Consider the following 15613-nt stretch of genomic DNA (forward strand, 5'->3'; position numbering starts at 1 on the left):
GGTGGCAATTATCTCAACGCAATAAGTAAATTCTTAGAAAGGATAGCATGTTCGCTGACAACGGCGGCAACTAAAGATACCTAATGAATGCCATTTTATCGATTTCCGTAATTATCATGGCTGATTCATCTGTATAACCAGCCAGTGATAGATTACCGTCACAATATAACGTTGTTGCTCCTCACTTAACGCTTCCCCCTGAGGAATGTTATGCCACTTAGCCAGACAACCGCGACAACAGGTCGCGGTGGCGTGTTGAGCGATAAAAACCGGATGCCCGCGCATGGGGGTTTGCTTACCGTCGTTAGCCGGTAATGCCGGAGCAAGACGTTTAGCGACAAAATCTGCCGCATGTTGTTCAATGACTGGCGCGCCTTTCTCCAGACAATACTGACGCTCTTTCACACCCAAACGAAAGCGAGAGCGAAATTTTGAACGGGATAAACGCGCGAAGAGTGGATCGAGAGACTGCATTAATAAACTGAACGCCCTAATTGTTTCGTCAATTGTTCAAGGACGGCAATGCCCGCAAGCGAGTTACCGGCATCATCCAGTTCCGGACTCCAGACAGCGATGGCCATTTCATGCGGAACAATCGCCACAATACCGCCACCAACGCCAGATTTTGCCGGTAGTCCCACCCGCCAGGCAAACTCCCCCGCGTTCTGGTACATACCGCTGGTCGCCATCAGCGCGTTAATTTGCCGCGCCTGCATTGGCGTCACCACAGGTTCATCAATATGAATAGCTTTCCCCTGATTCGCCAGAAAGACAAACGTCCGGGCCAGCTCTACACAGCTCATTTTCAGAGCGCAGTAATGAAAGTAGTTTTGCAGAACGGTTGTCACGTCATGATGGAAATTGCCAAACGACTTCATCAGCCAGGCGATAGCCGCATTTCGCGCGGAATGTTCAAATTCGGAACGCGCTACCACCGTATCGTAGGAAATATCAGACACACCACTTAAGCCGCGCACGACTTCCAGCATACGTTGCCGAGGTGCGCTTAATCGCCCTTGCAACATATCGCAGACCACCAGCGCACCGGCATTAATAAACGGATTACGCGGAATACCCTGCTCCATTTCCAGTTGCACTAAAGAATTGAATGGTGATCCAGACGGATCTTTGCCGACGCGTTGCCAGATTTCCTCTTCGGAGTAATGACGCATGGCGACAACGAGACTCAGCACTTTGGAAATAGACTGAATGGAAAAACGTTCTTGCGCGTCTCCGGCCTGAAAAAGCTGTCCGTCAACGGTACAGATAGCAATCCCCAAGCGGGAACCGTCTACCGTAGCCAGCGCCGGAATATAATCCGCGACTTTACCCTGACCAATGAGCGGCCGCACTTGCCGCAAGATGTTTTCTAAAATTGCATTATCCATGGCGACTGCCACTTTCTACTCCTGGACCGCAGGTCTGAAAAGACCTGCGAGTATATCAGAGCTGAATATATAGCGTCAGACCCGGTCTTTCCACACCGTCTGGATATTACAGAATTCGTGTAAGCCGAAATGGGAAAGCTCACGACCAAAGCCACTCTTCTTCACGCCACCAAAGGCGACTCGCGCATCGCTGGCACAATAACCATTGATAAACACCCCACCGCATTCCAGACGTGCCGCCATCTGTCTGGCCTGTGTTTCGTCGGTGGTGAAAATGGTCGCTGAAAGGCCGAACTCACTATCATTAGCCAGTTCCAGCGCATGTTCTGCATCTTTCGCAATGGTGATTGCCGCAACGGGGCCAAACATTTCTTCCCGAAACGCGGTCATTTCTGGGGTAACATTCGCCAGAACCGTTGGCGGATAGTAGTTACCTGCCCCAGCCATCTTTTCCCCGCCCAGTAACAAACGCGCACCCTGCGCCAGTGTTTTTTCCACCTGATGATGCAGCTCATCACGTAAATCAAAACGAGCCATTGGTCCGAGAGCGTTGTCTTCATCACGGGGATCGCCCATTTTCAAGGCTGCCGCAGCTGCCACAAAACGTTCGGTAAATGCCGAAGCAATTCCCTCTTCGATGATAAAGCGTTTTGCCGCTGCACAAACCTGTCCGGTATTCTGATAACGTCCGGCTACCGCCGCTTTCACCGCCAGTTCCAGATCGGCATCGTTAAGCACAATAAACGGATCCGAACCACCCAGTTCCAGTACGCATTTTTTCAGTGCCGCTCCAGCCTGTGCGCCAATAGCCGCTCCAGCACGAACACTTCCGGTCACTGTGACAGCAGCAATGCGCGAATCTTTAATCATCTGACTGACACCGTCGTTGTCGGCATTCAGCCAGCCATATACGCCTTGTGGGATACCCGCATCTTTAAACACCTGGGCAACGAGCTGTGCACAGCCCATCACATTCGGCGCATGTTTAAGTAAGTAGCCGTTACCAGCAAGAATGATGGGAACAGCGCCACGCATCACCTGCCATAACGGAAAATTCCACGGCATAATCGCCAGAATCGTCCCCAACGGTCGATACTCAATAACCGCCTGCTGATTTTCCACCAGCGTAGGTTCTGCCTTCAGCATTGCCGGACCATGTTCTGCATACCAGTCACACAAATTCGCCGATTTCGCCACTTCAGCGCGCGCCTGGTTGATTGGTTTGCCCATTTCACGGGTGATCATTTGCGCCATTTCTTCGCTACGGGCGCGCAGAGCCTTACCGATATCACGCAGTTTTTCAGCACGATAATCTATATTTGTCTCGCGCCAGTCGCGAAAGCCTGCTGCCGCCAGCTGAAGTGCGTTTTCGATATCGTCAACACCAGCCCACGGCAGCACAGAAAGTTGTTCACCGGTGGCAGGATTTATCGAAATTGCATGAGTTGCCGGAGTAATGGTCATCGGGGTATCTCCTTTATGAGTCATGGTATGAAGATACGCAGATTTACTCTTGCTTTAAAATGAATAATATTAAGCCACTTATTCACGAATCGAGAATGCCATGGATCTGACCCAACTGGAGATGTTCAACGCGGTTGCCGAAGCTGGCAGCATTACCCAGGCTGCAGCAAAAGTGCATCGCGTGCCGTCGAATCTCACTACCCGTCTACGTCAGCTGGAAACAGAACTGGGGGTTGATCTGTTTATTCGCGAGAATCAGCGTTTACGTCTCTCGCCTGCCGGGCATAACTTTTTACGCTATAGCCAACAAATTCTCGCATTAGTGGATGAAGCGCGGAGCGTTGTCGCTGGCGATGAGCCGCAAGGTTTATTTTCTCTGGGATCGCTGGAAAGCACCGCTGCAGTGCGCATTCCGGCCACGCTGGCGGAATTTAACCGTCGTTATCCCAAAATTCAGTTTTCACTTTCCACCGGCCCTTCCGGCACTATGCTGGAAGGTGTGCTGGAGGGAAAACTGAATGCGGCGTTTATTGATGGACCCATTAACCATACTGCCATCGACGGGATACCGGTATACCGCGAGGAACTGATGATCGTCACGCCACAAGGACATGCGCCAGTAACCCGTGCCAGTCAGGTGAATGGCAGTAACATTTATGCCTTCCGCGCCAATTGTTCGTATCGTCGCCACTTCGAAAGCTGGTTTCATGCTGACGGTGCCGCTCCGGGAACTATTCACGAGATGGAGTCTTATCACGGGATGTTGGCCTGTGTGGTCGCAGGAGCAGGCATTGCGCTTATTCCACGCTCTATGCTGGAAAGTATGCCGGGGCATCACCAGGTTGAATCGTGGCCGTTAGCTGAGCAATGGCGTTGGTTAACAACCTGGCTGGTCTGGCGTCGTGGTGCGAAAACGCGTCCGCTTGAGGCATTTATTCAACTGCTGGATGCGCCTGACTCGGCAAAACAGGGTTACCAATGAGCTATTTTTGATAGTTCATGCGGCTAATATGCTCTATATAGTGATGTTCCAATGACTTATGACTATATGGGGCAAATATGGTTACGCCAGTAAGCATCAGCAATTACATATCTCTTCCTGATGATTTTCCCGTTCGTAATATTGCACCTCAAGTAAAAGAAGAACAGGCCCCCTTCCTGATCGTCATTAAAATGTGATGTTAACAACTCTCTGATGCGTGACAGAACAACCGTCAGAGAGATGGAAATGCGATCCAGATCACAAATGCATTGTATTCACATCATTAACCGTTTTAAGATCATTTCATCACTTTTTCGCAACTCACCCGATAATCTGTTATGACAACAAACACTGTTTCCCGCAAAGTAGCGTGGCTACGGGTCGTTACGCTGGCAGTCGCCGCCTTTATCTTCAATACCACCGAATTTGTCCCTGTTGGCCTGCTCTCTGACATTGCGCATAGTTTTCACATGCAAACCGCTCAGGTCGGCATCATGTTGACAATTTATGCATGGGTAGTGGCGCTAATGTCATTGCCTTTTATGTTAATGACCAGCCAGGTTGAACGCCGCAAATTACTGATCTGCCTGTTTGTGGTGTTTATTGCCAGCCACGTACTGTCGTTTTTATCGTGGAGTTTTACCGTTCTGGTGATCAGTCGCATTGGTGTGGCTTTTGCACATGCGATTTTCTGGTCGATTACGGCGTCTCTGGCGATCCGTATGGCTCCGGCCGGGAAGCGAGCACAGGCATTGAGTTTAATTGCCACCGGTACAGCACTGGCAATGGTATTAGGTTTACCTCTCGGGCGCATTGTGGGGCAGTATTTTGGCTGGCGAATGACCTTCTTCGCGATTGGTATCGGGGCGCTTCTTACCCTTTTGTGCCTGATTAAGTTACTTCCCTTGCTGCCCAGTGAGCATTCCGGTTCATTGAAAAGCCTCCCGCTATTGTTCCGCCGCCCGGCATTGATGAGCATTTATTTGTTAACTGTGGTGGTTGTCACCGCCCATTACACGGCATACAGCTATATCGAGCCTTTTGTACAAAACATTGCGGGATTCAGCGCCAACTTTGCCACGGCATTACTGTTATTACTCGGTGGTGCGGGCATTATTGGCAGCGTGATTTTCGGTAAACTGGGTAATCAGTATGCGTCTGCGTTGGTGAGTACAGCGATTGCGCTATTGCTGGTGTGCCTGGCACTGCTGCTACCTGCGGCGAACAGTGAAATACACCTCGGGGTGCTGAGTATTTTCTGGGGGATCGCGATGATGATCATCGGGCTTGGTATGCAGGTTAAAGTGCTGGCGCTGGCACCAGATGCCACCGACGTCGCGATGGCGCTATTCTCCGGGATATTTAATATTGGAATCGGCGCGGGTGCGTTGGTAGGTAATCAGGTGAGTCTGCACTGGTCAATGTCGATGATTGGTTATGTGGGCGCGGTGCCTGCTTTTGCTGCGTTAATATGGTCAATCATCATTTTTCGCCGCTGGCCAGTGACACTCGAAGAACAGACGCAATAGTTGAAAGGCCCATTCGGGCCTTTTTTAATGATACGTTTTAATGATTTCCAGGATGCCGTTAATAATAAACTGCACGCCCATACATACCAGCAGGAATCCCATCAGACGGGAGATCGCTTCAATACCACCCTTGCCCACCAGCCGCATAATTGCGCCAGAGCTGCGTAGACTTCCCCACAAAATAACCGCCACCAGGAAAAAGATCAGCGGCGGCGCAACCATCAGTACCCAATCAGCGAAGGTTGAACTCTGACGCACTGTGGAGGCCGAGCTAATAATCATCGCAATGGTTCCCGGACCGGCGGTACTTGGCATTGCCAGTGGTACAAAAGCAATATTGGCACTGGGTTCATCTTCCAGCTCTTCCGACTTGCTTTTCACTTCCGGTGAATCAATCGCTTTCTGTTGCGGAAAGAGCATCCGAAAACCGATAAACGCGACGATCAAACCGCCTGCAATTCGCAGACCGGGAATCGAAATGCCAAATGTATCCATCACCAGTTGCCCGGCGTAATACGCCACCATCATGATGGCAAATACGTACACCGAGGCCATCAACGACTGACGATTACGTTCGGCACTGTTCATGTTGCCTGCCAGGCCAAGAAATAACGCGACAGTTGTTAATGGGTTAGCTAACGGCAGTAACACCACCAGCCCCAGGCCTATTGCTTTAAACAAATCTAACATTGGTGGTTGTTATCCTGTGTATCTGGTTTATCAGCGAAAAGTATAAGGGGTAAACAAGGATAAAGTGTCACTCTTTAGCTAACCTTGCATCGCATTGACCAAAACTTGAACCGATTTAGCAAAACGTGGCATCGGTCAATTCATTCATTTGACTTATACTTGCCTGGGCAATATTATCCCCTGCAACTAATTACTTGCCAGGGCAACTAATGTGAAAAGTACCAGCGATCTGTTCAATGAAATTATTCCATTGGGTCGTTTAATCCATATGGTTAATCAGAAGAAAGATCGCCTGCTTAACGAGTATCTGTCTCCGCTGGATATTACCGCGGCACAGTTTAAGGTGCTCTGCTCTATCCGCTGCGCGGCGTGTATTACTCCGGTTGAACTGAAAAAAGTGTTGTCGGTCGACCTGGGGGCACTGACCCGTATGCTGGATCGCCTGGTCTGTAAAGGCTGGGTGGAAAGGTTGCCGAACCCGAATGATAAGCGCGGCGTACTGGTAAAACTTACCACCAGCGGCGCGGCAATATGTGAACAATGCCATCAATTAGTTGGCCAGGACCTGCATCAAGAATTAACAAAAAACCTGACGGCGGACGAAGTGGCAACACTTGAGCATTTGCTTAAGAAAGTCCTGCCGTAAACGAAAAAAGAGGTATGACGATGTCCAGACGCAATACTGACGCTATTACCATTCATAGCATTTTGGACTGGATCGAGGACAACCTGGAATCGCCACTGTCACTGGAGAAAGTGTCAGAGCGTTCGGGTTACTCCAAATGGCACCTGCAACGGATGTTTAAAAAAGAAACCGGTCATTCATTAGGCCAATACATCCGTAGCCGTAAGATGACGGAAATCGCGCAAAAGCTGAAGGAAAGTAACGAGCCGATACTCTATCTGGCAGAACGATATGGCTTCGAGTCCCAACAAACTCTGACCCGAACCTTCAAAAATTACTTTGATGTTCCGCCGCATAAATACCGGATGACCAATATGCAGGGTGAATCGCGCTTTTTACATCCATTAAATCATTACAACAACTAGTTGATAACGTGACAACGTCACTGAGGCAATCATGAAACCACTTTTATCCGCAATAGCAACTGCGCTTATTCTCTTTTCTGCGCAGGGCGTTGCGGAACAAACCACGCAGCCGGTTGTTACTTCCTGTGGCAATGTCGTGGTTGTTCCCCCATCGCAGGAACAACCACCGTTTGATTTAAATCACATGGGTACTGGCAGTGATAAGTCGGATGCGCTCGGCGTGCCCTATTATAATCAACACGCTATGTAGTTTGTTCTGGCCCCGACATCTCGGGGCTTATTAACTTCCCACTTTTACCGCTTTACGCCACCGCAAGCCAAATACATTGATATACAGCCCGGTCATAATGAGCACCGCACCGAAAAATTGCAGACCCGTTAAGCGTTCATCCAGCAATAGTGCCGCACTTGCCAGTCCAACTACAGGCACCAGTAACGATAACGGTGCAACCCGCCAGGTTTCATAGCGTCCAAGCAGTGTTCCCCAGATCCCATAACCAACAATTGTCGCTACAAATGCCAGATACATCAGAGACAAGATGGTGGTCATATCGATAGTAACCAGACTGTGAATCATGGTTGCGGAACCATCGAGAATCAGCGAGGCAGCAAAGAAGGGAATGATTGGGATTAATGCGCTCCAGATTACCAGCGACATCACCGCCGGACGCGTTGCGTGCGACATGATCTTTTTATTGAAGATGTTGCCACACGCCCAACTAAATGCTGCCGCCAGGGTCAACATAAAGCCGAGCATCGCCACATGCTGACCGTTCAGACTATCTTCGATTAACACCAGTACGCCAAAAATCGCTAAGGCGATCCCCGTCAATTGTTTGCCATGCAGTCGCTCACCGAAAGTAAACGCGCCAAGCACGATAGTAAAAAACGCCTGTGCCTGTAACACCAGCGAAGCCAGTCCAGCAGGCATACCAAAGTTAATGGCGCAGAACAGAAAAGCAAACTGCGCAAAACTGATGGTTAATCCATACCCCAGCAGCAAATTCAGTGGTACTTTCGGTCGTGCGACAAAAAAGATGGCCGGGAAAGCAACCAGCATAAAGCGCAAACCGGCCAGCATCAGCGGTGGCATGTTATGAAGCCCCACTTTGATGACCACAAAATTTAGCCCCCATACAACCACTACCAGTAGCGCCAACACCCCATCTTTTCGCGACATTCTACCGCCTCTGAATTTCATCTTTTGTAAGCAATCAACTTAGCTGAATTTACTTTTCTTTAACAGTTGATTCGTTAGTCACCGTTTACGACGGCATTAATGCGCAAATAAGTCGCTATACTTCGGATTTTTGCCATGCTATTCCTTTACATCTCTAAAACAAAACATAACGAAACGCACTGCCGGACAGACAAATGAACTTATCCCTACGACGCTCTACCAGCGCCCTTCTTGCCTCGTCGTTGTTATTAACCATCGGACGCGGCGCTACGCTGCCGTTTATGACCATTTACTTGAGTCGCCAGTACAGCCTGAGTGTCGATCTAATCGGTTATGCGATGACAATTGCGCTCACTATTGGCGTCGTTTTTAGCCTCGGTTTTGGTATCCTGGCGGATAAGTTCGACAAGAAACGCTATATGTTACTGGCAATTACCGCCTTCGCTAGCGGTTTTATTGCCATTCCTTTAGTGAATAACGTGACGCTGGTGGTGCTCTTTTTTGCCCTTATTAACTGCGCCTACTCCGTTTTTGCTACCGTGCTGAAAGCCTGGTTTGCCGACAATCTTTCGTCCACCAGCAAAACGAAGATTTTCTCAATCAACTACACCATGCTCAACATTGGCTGGACCATCGGTCCGCCACTCGGCACGCTGTTGGTGATGCAGAGCATCAATCTGCCCTTCTGGCTGGCAGCTATCTGTTCCGCGTTTCCCATGCTTTTCATTCAAATTTGGGTAAAGCGCAGCGAGAAAATCATCGCCACGGAAACAGGCAGTGTCTGGTCGCCGAAAGTTTTATTACAAGATAAAGCACTGTTGTGGTTTACCTGCTCTGGCTTTCTGGCTTCTTTTGTTAGCGGCGCATTTGCTTCATGCATTTCACAATATGTGATGGTGATTGCTGATGGTGATTTTGCCGAAAAGGTGGTCGCGGTTGTTCTTCCGGTGAATGCTGCCATGGTAGTTACGTTGCAATATTCCGTAGGCCGCCGCCTTAACCCGGCTAACATCCGCGCGCTGATGACAGCAGGCACCTTCTGTTTCGTCATCGGGCTGGTCGGTTTTATTTTTTCCGGCAACAGCCTGCTAATGTGGGGTATGTCAGCTGCGGTATTTACTGTCGGTGAAATCATTTATGCGCCGGGCGAGTATATGTTGATTGACCATATTGCGCCGCCAGGAATGAAAGCCAGCTATTTTTCCGCCCAGTCTTTAGGCTGGCTTGGTGCTGCGATTAACCCATTAGTGAGTGGCATAGTACTTACCAGTCTGCCGCCTTTCTCGCTGTTTATCATCTTAGCGTTGGTGATCGTTGTTGCGTGGGTGCTGATGTTAAAAGGAATTCGTGCAAGACCGTGGGGGCAGCCCGCGCTTTGTTGATTTAAGTCGAACACAATAAGAATTTAATTCAGCCTTCGTTTAGGTTACCTCTGCTAATATCTTTCTCATTGAGATGAAAATTAAGGTAAGCGAGGAAACACACCACACCATAAACGGAGGCAAATAATGCTGGGTAATATGAATGTTTTTATGGCCGTACTGGGAATAATTTTATTTTCTGGGTTTCTGGCCGCGTATTTCAGCCACAAATGGGATGACTAATGAACGGAGATAATCCCTCACCTAACCGGCCCCTTGTTACAGTTGTGTACAAGGGGCCTGATTTTTATGACGGCGAAAAAAAACCGCCAGTAAACCGGCGGTGAATGCTTGCATGGATAGATTTGTGTTTTGCTTTTACGCTAACAGGCATTTTCCTGCACTGATAACGGATCGTTGACACAGTAGCATCAGTTTTCTCAATGAATGTTAAACGGAGCTTAAACTCGGTTAATCACATTTTGTTCGTCAATAAACATGCAGCGATTCCTTCCGGTTTGCTTACCCTCATACATTGCCCTGTCCGCTCTTCCAATGACCACATCCAGAGGCTCTTCAGGAAATGCACGACTCACACCAGCAGTCACGGTAATGTTGATATGCCCTTCAGAATGTGTGATGGCATGGTTATCGACTAACTGGCAAATTCTGACACCTGCACGACATGCTTCTTCATCATTAGTCGCTTTGACAATAATGATAAATTCTTCGCCCCCGTAGCGATAAACCGTTTCGTAATCGCGCGTCCAACTGGCTAAGTAAGTTGCGAGGGTGCGTAATACTACATCGCCGATTAAATGCCCGTAGGTATCATTAACCAATTTAAATCGGTCTATATCCAACAACATTAAATAAAGATTCAGAGGTTCAGCATTGCGTAACTGATGATCGAAGGATTCATCAAGAACCCGACGACCCGGCAATCCCGTCAGAACATCCATATTGCTACGGACCGTAAGCAAATAAATTTTGTAATCGGTTAATGCCGCAGTAAAAGAAAGCAACCCTTCCTGAAAAGCGTCGAAATGCGCGTCCTGCCAGTGATTTTCAACAATAGCCAGCATTAATTCCCGACCACAGTTATGCATATGTTGATGGGCAGAATCCATTAGCCGAACGTAAGGTAATTCATCGTTATCGAGTGGCCCCAGATGATCAATCCACCGACCAAACTGGCACAGTCCATAAGAATGGTTATCCGTTATTTCTGGCTTACTGGCATCTCTCGCGACCACGCTGTGAAACATACTTACCAGCCACTGGTAGTGGGCATCGATAGCCTTATTGAGATTTAACAAGATGGCATCAATTTCCGTTGTCTTCTTGATCATTGCCACTCCTTTTTCACAGTTCCTTGTGCGCGCTATTCTAACGAGAGAAAAGCAAAATTACGTCAATATTTTCATAGAAATCCGAAGTTATGAGCATCTCTGAGATAACATTGTGATTTAAAACAAAATCAGCAGATAAAAAAGTGTTTAATTCTATAAATTAACTCTGCATTATCGCAATTAAAAGGATGACAAATAGCATAACCCAATACCCTAATGGCCCAGTAGTTCAGGCCATCAGGCTAATTTATTTTTATTTCTGCAAATGAGTGACCCGAACGACGGCCGGCGCGCTTTTCTTATCCAGACTGCCGCTAATGTTGATCATCTGGTCCGGCTGAATTTGAAAATTATTATAACGGAAGAGTATACAAAAAAAGTAATTTTGCTGGCGACTGCGAAACGGCATTCGCATTAGCGGTGAAGTTTGCCCTCGCCCAGCGGCTGCAATTACTGCTATAACGAGGCTGGTCTGGCGATAAATCCAGGCCAGCCATTGGTGGTGTTTATACGTTCAAGCCACGATGTTGCAACATCGGCATAATCTGAGGTGCCTTACCGCGCCATTGTCGGTACAGGCGTTCCAGATCTTCGCTGTTACCTCTGGAAAGAATCGCCTCGCGAAAACGCCGCCCATTTTCACGCGTTAATCCGCCCTGCTCAACAAACCACTGGTAACCATCATCGGCCAACATTTGCGTCCACAGATAAGCGTAATAACCTGCGGCATATCCGCCACCAAAAATATGGGCGAAATAACTGCTGCGATAGCGTGGCGGTATAGCAGGAAGATCCATATTTTCCGCCACCAGCGCCCGCAATTCGAAATCATCGACATCCTGCATTGCTTCGTTTTCTTCCAGGCAATGCCAGCGCATATCGAGAAGTGCGGCGCTAAGCAGTTCGCTCATCTCATACCCTTTATTGAACAGGCTGGCATTACGCATTTTCTGTTGAAGTTCGTCAGGCATTGCGGTCCCGCTCTGATAATGCCGGGCGTAGCGAGCGAATACCTGCGGATGTGTTGCCCAGTGTTCGTTGATTTGCGACGGAAATTCGACAAAATCACGCGGCGTGTTGGTGCCGGAAAGCGTGGCATAACGCTGGCGGGCAAAAAGGCCGTGCAGCGTATGACCAAATTCATGGAATAAGGTTATTACATCATCCCAGAGTAACAACGCAGGCTCACCGGCAGCGGGTTTCTGATAATTGCAGACGTTATAAATTACCGGGTGCGTTTCATTCAGCGTTGATTGCTCAACAAAATTGCCCATCCATGCGCCGCCGCTTTTTGAATCACGGGCGAAGAAATCACCGTAAAATAACGCCAGCCCCACGCCATTATGATCAAAAATTTCCCACACACGAACGTCAGGATGGTAGACAGGAATATCAAAACGTTCGACAAACTTAATACCGAAGAGCTGATTCGCAGTCCAGAATACGCCTTCATTCAACACCGTGTTTAATTCAAAATATGGCTTGAGCTGCGCTTCATCGAGATCGAATTTCTCACGTCTTACCTGCTCGGCATAAAATGCCCAGTCCCACGGCTGCGCGCTAAACCCGCCCTGCTGCTTATCGATAACCGCCTGTATGGAGGCTAATTCATCGCTCGCACGTTGACGCGCCGCTGGAACAATTTCCCGCATAAAGTTGAGCGCTGCTTCTGGCGTTTTTGCCATCTGATCGGCGATTTTCCATGCGGCATAATGAGGAAAACCAAGCAGTTTCGCCTGCTGCGCGCGGATCTCCACCAGACGTTGAATGATAGCGCGGGTATCATTGGCATCATTTTTTTCCGCTCGCCTCCAGCCCGCAGTAAACAGTTTTTCACGCGTCGCGCGATCGCGCAGTTCAGCAAGCGCTGGTTGCTGGGTGGTATTCAGCAGCGGAATCAGCCAGTTGTTATCCAGACCTTTCTCGCGAGCCGCCTCTGCCGCCAGCGCAATCTCTTGTTCACTCATTCCTGCCAGCTGCGCGATATCGTTCACAACCAGACCGCCGGATTTATTTGCTGCCAGTAACCGCTGGTTAAACTGGCTGGTCAGGGTCGCAGCTTCTGTATTCAGTACTTTTAATTTTGCTTTATCAGCTTGCTCAAGTTTGGCTCCGGCAAGGACAAAACGTTGATGAATCACCTCCACCAGGCGGATGGATTCACTATCAAGCCCCAGGGATTCACGGCGTTGCCAGACAGCATCTACCCGCGCGAATAATTCCCCGTTCAGATAGATATCATTCGCAAGTTCCGCCAGTTCAGCGGAAAACTGTTCATCAAGACGCTGTAATTCATCATTGGTATGCGCCGCAGTCATCGCAAAAAAGACGCTGGTAACGCGGGTAAGTAATTCTCCGCTTTGTTCCAGTGCCAGAATAGTATTGTTGAAATCAGGTGTTTGCGGGTTAAGCGCGATGGCAGCAATTTCTGCCCGCTTTTGCTGCATTCCCTCATCGAATGCCGGGCGATAGTGATGATTGGCAATTTGATCAAAATGGGGAGCCAGATACGGCAGTGTGCTTTGCACAAGGAAAGGATTCATTGTTGTCATTTTCTTCTCCTGAACGCGAGGTGTTCCATAGCGTAGGCTTACTGATAACGGAGTGCAATCTTGCAAACCAGTATTACCCGCTCTTAAGCATCACGTGCTATGTTATTGACACACAAAATCGTTGAGGAACAGTGAGATGATCGTTTTAGTAACTGGAGCAACGGCAGGTTTTGGTGAATGCATTACTCGTCGTTTTATTCAACAAGGGCATAAAGTTATCGCCACTGGTCGTCGCCAGGAGCGGTTGCAGGAGTTAAAAGACGAACTGGGAGATAATCTGTATATCGCCCAACTGGACGTTCGCAACCGCGCCGCTATTGAAGAGATGCTGGCATCGCTCCCTGCCGAGTGGAGCAATATTGATATCCTGGTAAACAATGCCGGCCTGGCGTTGGGCATGGAGCCTGCTCATAAAGCCAGCATTGAAGACTGGGAAACGATGATTGATACCAACAACAAAGGCCTGGTATATATGACGCGCGCCGTCTTACCGGGTATGGTTGAACGTAATCATGGTCATATTATTAACATTGGCTCAACGGCAGGTAGCTGGCCGTATGCCGGTGGTAACGTTTACGGTGCGACGAAAGCGTTTGTTCGTCAATTTAGCCTGAATCTGCGTACGGACCTGCATGGTACGGCGGTGCGCGTCACCGACATCGAACCGGGTCTGGTGGGTGGCACCGAGTTTTCCAATGTCCGCTTTAAAGGCGATGACGGTAAAGCGGAAAAAACCTATCAAAATACCGTTGCATTGACGCCAGAAGATGTCAGCGAAGCCGTCTGGTGGGTGTCAACGCTGCCTGCTCACGTCAATATCAATACACTGGAAATGATGCCGGTTACCCAAAGCTATGCCGGACTGAATGTCCACCGTCAGTAATTTTTATACCCGGCGTAACTGCCGGGTTATTGCTTGTCACAAAAAAGTGGTAGACTCATGCAGTTAACTCACTCACAAGCAAGAACGAATGACCGTCGAAACGCAACTTAATCCCACACAGCCTGTCAATCAGCAGATTTATCGTATTCTTCGCCGCGACATTGTCCATTGCCTGATTGCACCAGGCACACCGTTGTCGGAAAAAGAAGTTTCTGTTCGTTTCAATGTGTCACGCCAGCCGGTTCGTGAAGCCTTTATTAAACTGGCGGAAAACGGTCTGATTCAAATTCGTCCGCAGCGTGGCAGCTACGTCAACAAAATTTCCATGGCCCAGGTGCGCAACGGCAGTTTTATCCGTCAGGCCATTGAGTGCGCGGTGGCGCGTCGGGCGGCGAGCATGATTACCGAAAGCCAGTGCTACCAACTGGAACAAAATCTTCACCAGCAACGCATTGCCATTGAGCGCAAGCAACTGGATGATTTTTTTGAACTTGATGACAACTTCCATCAACTCCTGACGCAGATTGCCGACTGTCAACTGGCGTGGGATACCATTGAGAACCTGAAAGCGACCGTTGATCGCGTGCGCTATATGAGCTTCGACCACGTTTCTCCACCAGAAATGCTGTTACGCCAGCATCTTGATATTTTCTCTGCCCTGCAAAAACGTGATGGCGATGCGGTAGAACGTGCAATGACGCAACATTTGCAGGAAATCAGCGAATCCGTGCGCCAGATCCGCCAGGAAAACAGCGACTGGTTTAGCGAAGAGTAATTCATTTCCTCTCATCCCATCCGGGGTGAGAGTCTTTCCCCCCGACTTATGGCTCATGCATGCATCAAAAAAGATGTGAGCTTGATCAAAAACAAAAAATATTTCACTCGACAGGAGTATTTATATTGCGCCCGTTACGTGGGCTTCGACTGTAAATCAGAAAGGAGAAAACACCTATGACGACCTACGATCGTAACCGTAACGCAATCACCACTGGCAGCCGTGTTATGGTTAGCGGCACCGGTCACACTGGCAAGATCCTGTCGATTGATACTGAAGGTCTGACCGCTGAGCAAATCCGCCGCGGAAAAACCGTAGTTGTTGAAGGTTGTGAAGAGAAACTGGCACCACTGGACCTGATTCGTCTCGGCATGAACTAAGCGTGTGAATGCCGCCGATGGCGGCAT

At 48.9% G+C, this 15613-nt stretch carries 18 protein-coding genes and 3 pseudogenes; 13 read left to right on the forward strand and 8 right to left on the reverse strand.

What is annotated here, in order from left to right:
• Positions 1-114: 114 nt before the first annotated feature.
• From ACJHX4_RS25040 to sad, 3 genes are all read right to left on the reverse strand, one after another.
• Positions 115-474, reverse strand: coding sequence for a DUF4186 domain-containing protein (locus tag ACJHX4_RS25040; RefSeq protein WP_001191031.1), 360 nt, complete (start codon positions 472-474; stop codon positions 115-117).
• Complete coding sequence (gene glsB / locus ACJHX4_RS25045; RefSeq protein WP_000257409.1) at positions 474-1400, reverse strand: glutaminase B; 927 nt, start codon at positions 1398-1400, stop codon at positions 474-476. Before glsB ends, ACJHX4_RS25040 begins: the two co-directional genes overlap by 1 nt.
• A gap of 63 nt (positions 1401-1463) precedes the next feature.
• On the reverse strand, positions 1464-2852 hold the full coding sequence (sad, locus tag ACJHX4_RS25050; protein WP_001296078.1) for a succinate-semialdehyde dehydrogenase: 1389 nt from the start codon (positions 2850-2852) through the stop codon (positions 1464-1466).
• Between the two features lie 100 nt (positions 2853-2952).
• Here sad and ptrR point away from each other — a divergent pair, with 100 nt between their 5' ends.
• The 3 genes and pseudogenes from ptrR (at position 2953) to ydeA (ending at position 5363) form a co-directional block, all read left to right on the forward strand.
• The gene (ptrR, locus tag ACJHX4_RS25055; protein WP_000366508.1) at positions 2953-3834 is read left to right on the forward strand and encodes a putrescine utilization regulator PtrR; all 882 of its coding nucleotides are present in this window, start codon (positions 2953-2955) and stop codon (positions 3832-3834) included.
• A gap of 77 nt (positions 3835-3911) precedes the next feature.
• Positions 3912-4013, forward strand: a pseudogene (yneK, locus tag ACJHX4_RS25060) (putative protein YneK); the annotation flags it as partial.
• 159 nt (positions 4014-4172) lie between these two features.
• Complete coding sequence (ydeA, locus tag ACJHX4_RS25065) at positions 4173-5363, forward strand: L-arabinose MFS transporter (RefSeq protein WP_000210776.1); 1191 nt, start codon at positions 4173-4175, stop codon at positions 5361-5363.
• 24 nt (positions 5364-5387) lie between these two features.
• On the opposite strand, the gene marC is transcribed toward ydeA, so the two are convergent.
• Positions 5388-6053: an NAAT family transporter MarC gene (marC, locus tag ACJHX4_RS25070; RefSeq protein ID WP_000885036.1), complete on the reverse strand. Its 666-nt coding sequence runs from the start codon at positions 6051-6053 to the stop codon at positions 5388-5390.
• A gap of 211 nt (positions 6054-6264) precedes the next feature.
• Here marC and marR point away from each other — a divergent pair, with 211 nt between their 5' ends.
• Genes marR through marB form a run of 3 tightly spaced genes read left to right on the forward strand, consistent with a single transcriptional unit; the run spans position 6265 to position 7353 of the window.
• The gene (gene marR, locus ACJHX4_RS25075; RefSeq protein WP_000843419.1) at positions 6265-6699 is read left to right on the forward strand and encodes a multiple antibiotic resistance transcriptional regulator MarR; all 435 of its coding nucleotides are present in this window, start codon (positions 6265-6267) and stop codon (positions 6697-6699) included.
• Positions 6700-6719: 20 nt separating this feature from the next.
• Positions 6720-7103: an MDR efflux pump AcrAB transcriptional activator MarA gene (gene marA / locus ACJHX4_RS25080; RefSeq protein WP_000091198.1), complete on the forward strand. Its 384-nt coding sequence runs from the start codon at positions 6720-6722 to the stop codon at positions 7101-7103.
• 31 nt (positions 7104-7134) lie between these two features.
• On the forward strand, positions 7135-7353 hold the full coding sequence (marB, locus tag ACJHX4_RS25085) for a multiple antibiotic resistance protein MarB (protein ID WP_000803536.1): 219 nt from the start codon (positions 7135-7137) through the stop codon (positions 7351-7353).
• 30 nt (positions 7354-7383) lie between these two features.
• Here the strand turns inward: marB and eamA are convergent, their stop codons facing one another.
• A complete protein-coding gene (gene eamA / locus ACJHX4_RS25090; protein WP_000087236.1) occupies positions 7384-8283 on the reverse strand; it encodes an O-acetylserine/cysteine exporter in 900 nt (299 codons plus the stop codon).
• 194 nt (positions 8284-8477) lie between these two features.
• Between eamA and ydeE the strand changes: the two genes are divergently transcribed.
• From ydeE to mgtT, 3 genes are all read left to right on the forward strand, one after another.
• Entirely contained in the window at positions 8478-9665 is a 1188-nt protein-coding gene (gene ydeE, locus ACJHX4_RS25095; RefSeq protein ID WP_001054182.1) for an efflux MFS transporter YdeE, read from the forward strand.
• A gap of 126 nt (positions 9666-9791) precedes the next feature.
• Entirely contained in the window at positions 9792-9887 is a 96-nt protein-coding gene (mgtS, locus tag ACJHX4_RS25100) for a protein MgtS (protein ID WP_000901367.1), read from the forward strand.
• Positions 9887-9991 (forward strand): protein MgtT, encoded by a 105-nt coding sequence (gene mgtT, locus ACJHX4_RS25105; protein WP_211180496.1) that lies wholly within the window; start codon positions 9887-9889, stop codon positions 9989-9991. Before mgtS ends, mgtT begins: the two co-directional genes overlap by 1 nt.
• A 114-nt stretch (positions 9992-10105) precedes the next feature.
• Here mgtT and dgcZ read toward each other — a convergent pair whose 3' ends face one another.
• Both dgcZ and ACJHX4_RS25115 read right to left on the reverse strand, forming a co-directional pair.
• Entirely contained in the window at positions 10106-10996 is an 891-nt protein-coding gene (gene dgcZ, locus ACJHX4_RS25110) for a diguanylate cyclase DgcZ (protein ID WP_000592832.1), read from the reverse strand.
• A 253-nt stretch (positions 10997-11249) separates the two neighbouring features.
• Positions 11250-11339, reverse strand: a pseudogene (locus tag ACJHX4_RS25115) (TIGR00156 family protein); the annotation flags it as partial.
• 38 nt (positions 11340-11377) lie between these two features.
• Here ACJHX4_RS25115 and ACJHX4_RS25120 point away from each other — a divergent pair.
• Positions 11378-11458: pseudogene (locus ACJHX4_RS25120) on the forward strand (hypothetical protein); the annotation flags it as partial.
• Positions 11459-11502: 44 nt separating this feature from the next.
• On the opposite strand, the gene dcp reads toward ACJHX4_RS25120, so the two are convergent.
• Positions 11503-13548 carry a peptidyl-dipeptidase Dcp gene (gene dcp / locus ACJHX4_RS25125; protein ID WP_001296080.1) on the reverse strand — a complete coding sequence of 682 codons (2046 nt, stop codon included), beginning with the start codon at positions 13546-13548 and terminating at the stop codon, positions 11503-11505.
• Positions 13549-13684: 136 nt separating this feature from the next.
• On the opposite strand from dcp, the gene ydfG reads away from it, so the two are divergent.
• The 3 genes from ydfG (at position 13685) to ydfZ (ending at position 15586) form a co-directional block, all read left to right on the forward strand.
• Positions 13685-14431: a bifunctional NADP-dependent 3-hydroxy acid dehydrogenase/3-hydroxypropionate dehydrogenase YdfG gene (ydfG, locus tag ACJHX4_RS25130; RefSeq protein ID WP_001296081.1), complete on the forward strand. Its 747-nt coding sequence runs from the start codon at positions 13685-13687 to the stop codon at positions 14429-14431.
• Positions 14432-14519: 88 nt separating this feature from the next.
• On the forward strand, positions 14520-15206 hold the full coding sequence (gene rspR, locus ACJHX4_RS25135) for a DNA-binding transcriptional regulator rspR (protein ID WP_000215549.1): 687 nt from the start codon (positions 14520-14522) through the stop codon (positions 15204-15206).
• 176 nt (positions 15207-15382) lie between these two features.
• On the forward strand, positions 15383-15586 hold the full coding sequence (gene ydfZ, locus ACJHX4_RS25140; RefSeq protein WP_000214712.1) for a putative selenium delivery protein YdfZ: 204 nt from the start codon (positions 15383-15385) through the stop codon (positions 15584-15586).
• Positions 15587-15613: the final 27 nt, after the last annotated feature.

Origin of the sequence: Escherichia sp. WS2035, from assembly GCF_046487065.1 — a bacterium.
In the GTDB taxonomy this organism is placed as follows: Bacteria; Pseudomonadota; Gammaproteobacteria; order Enterobacterales; family Enterobacteriaceae; genus Escherichia; species Escherichia coli.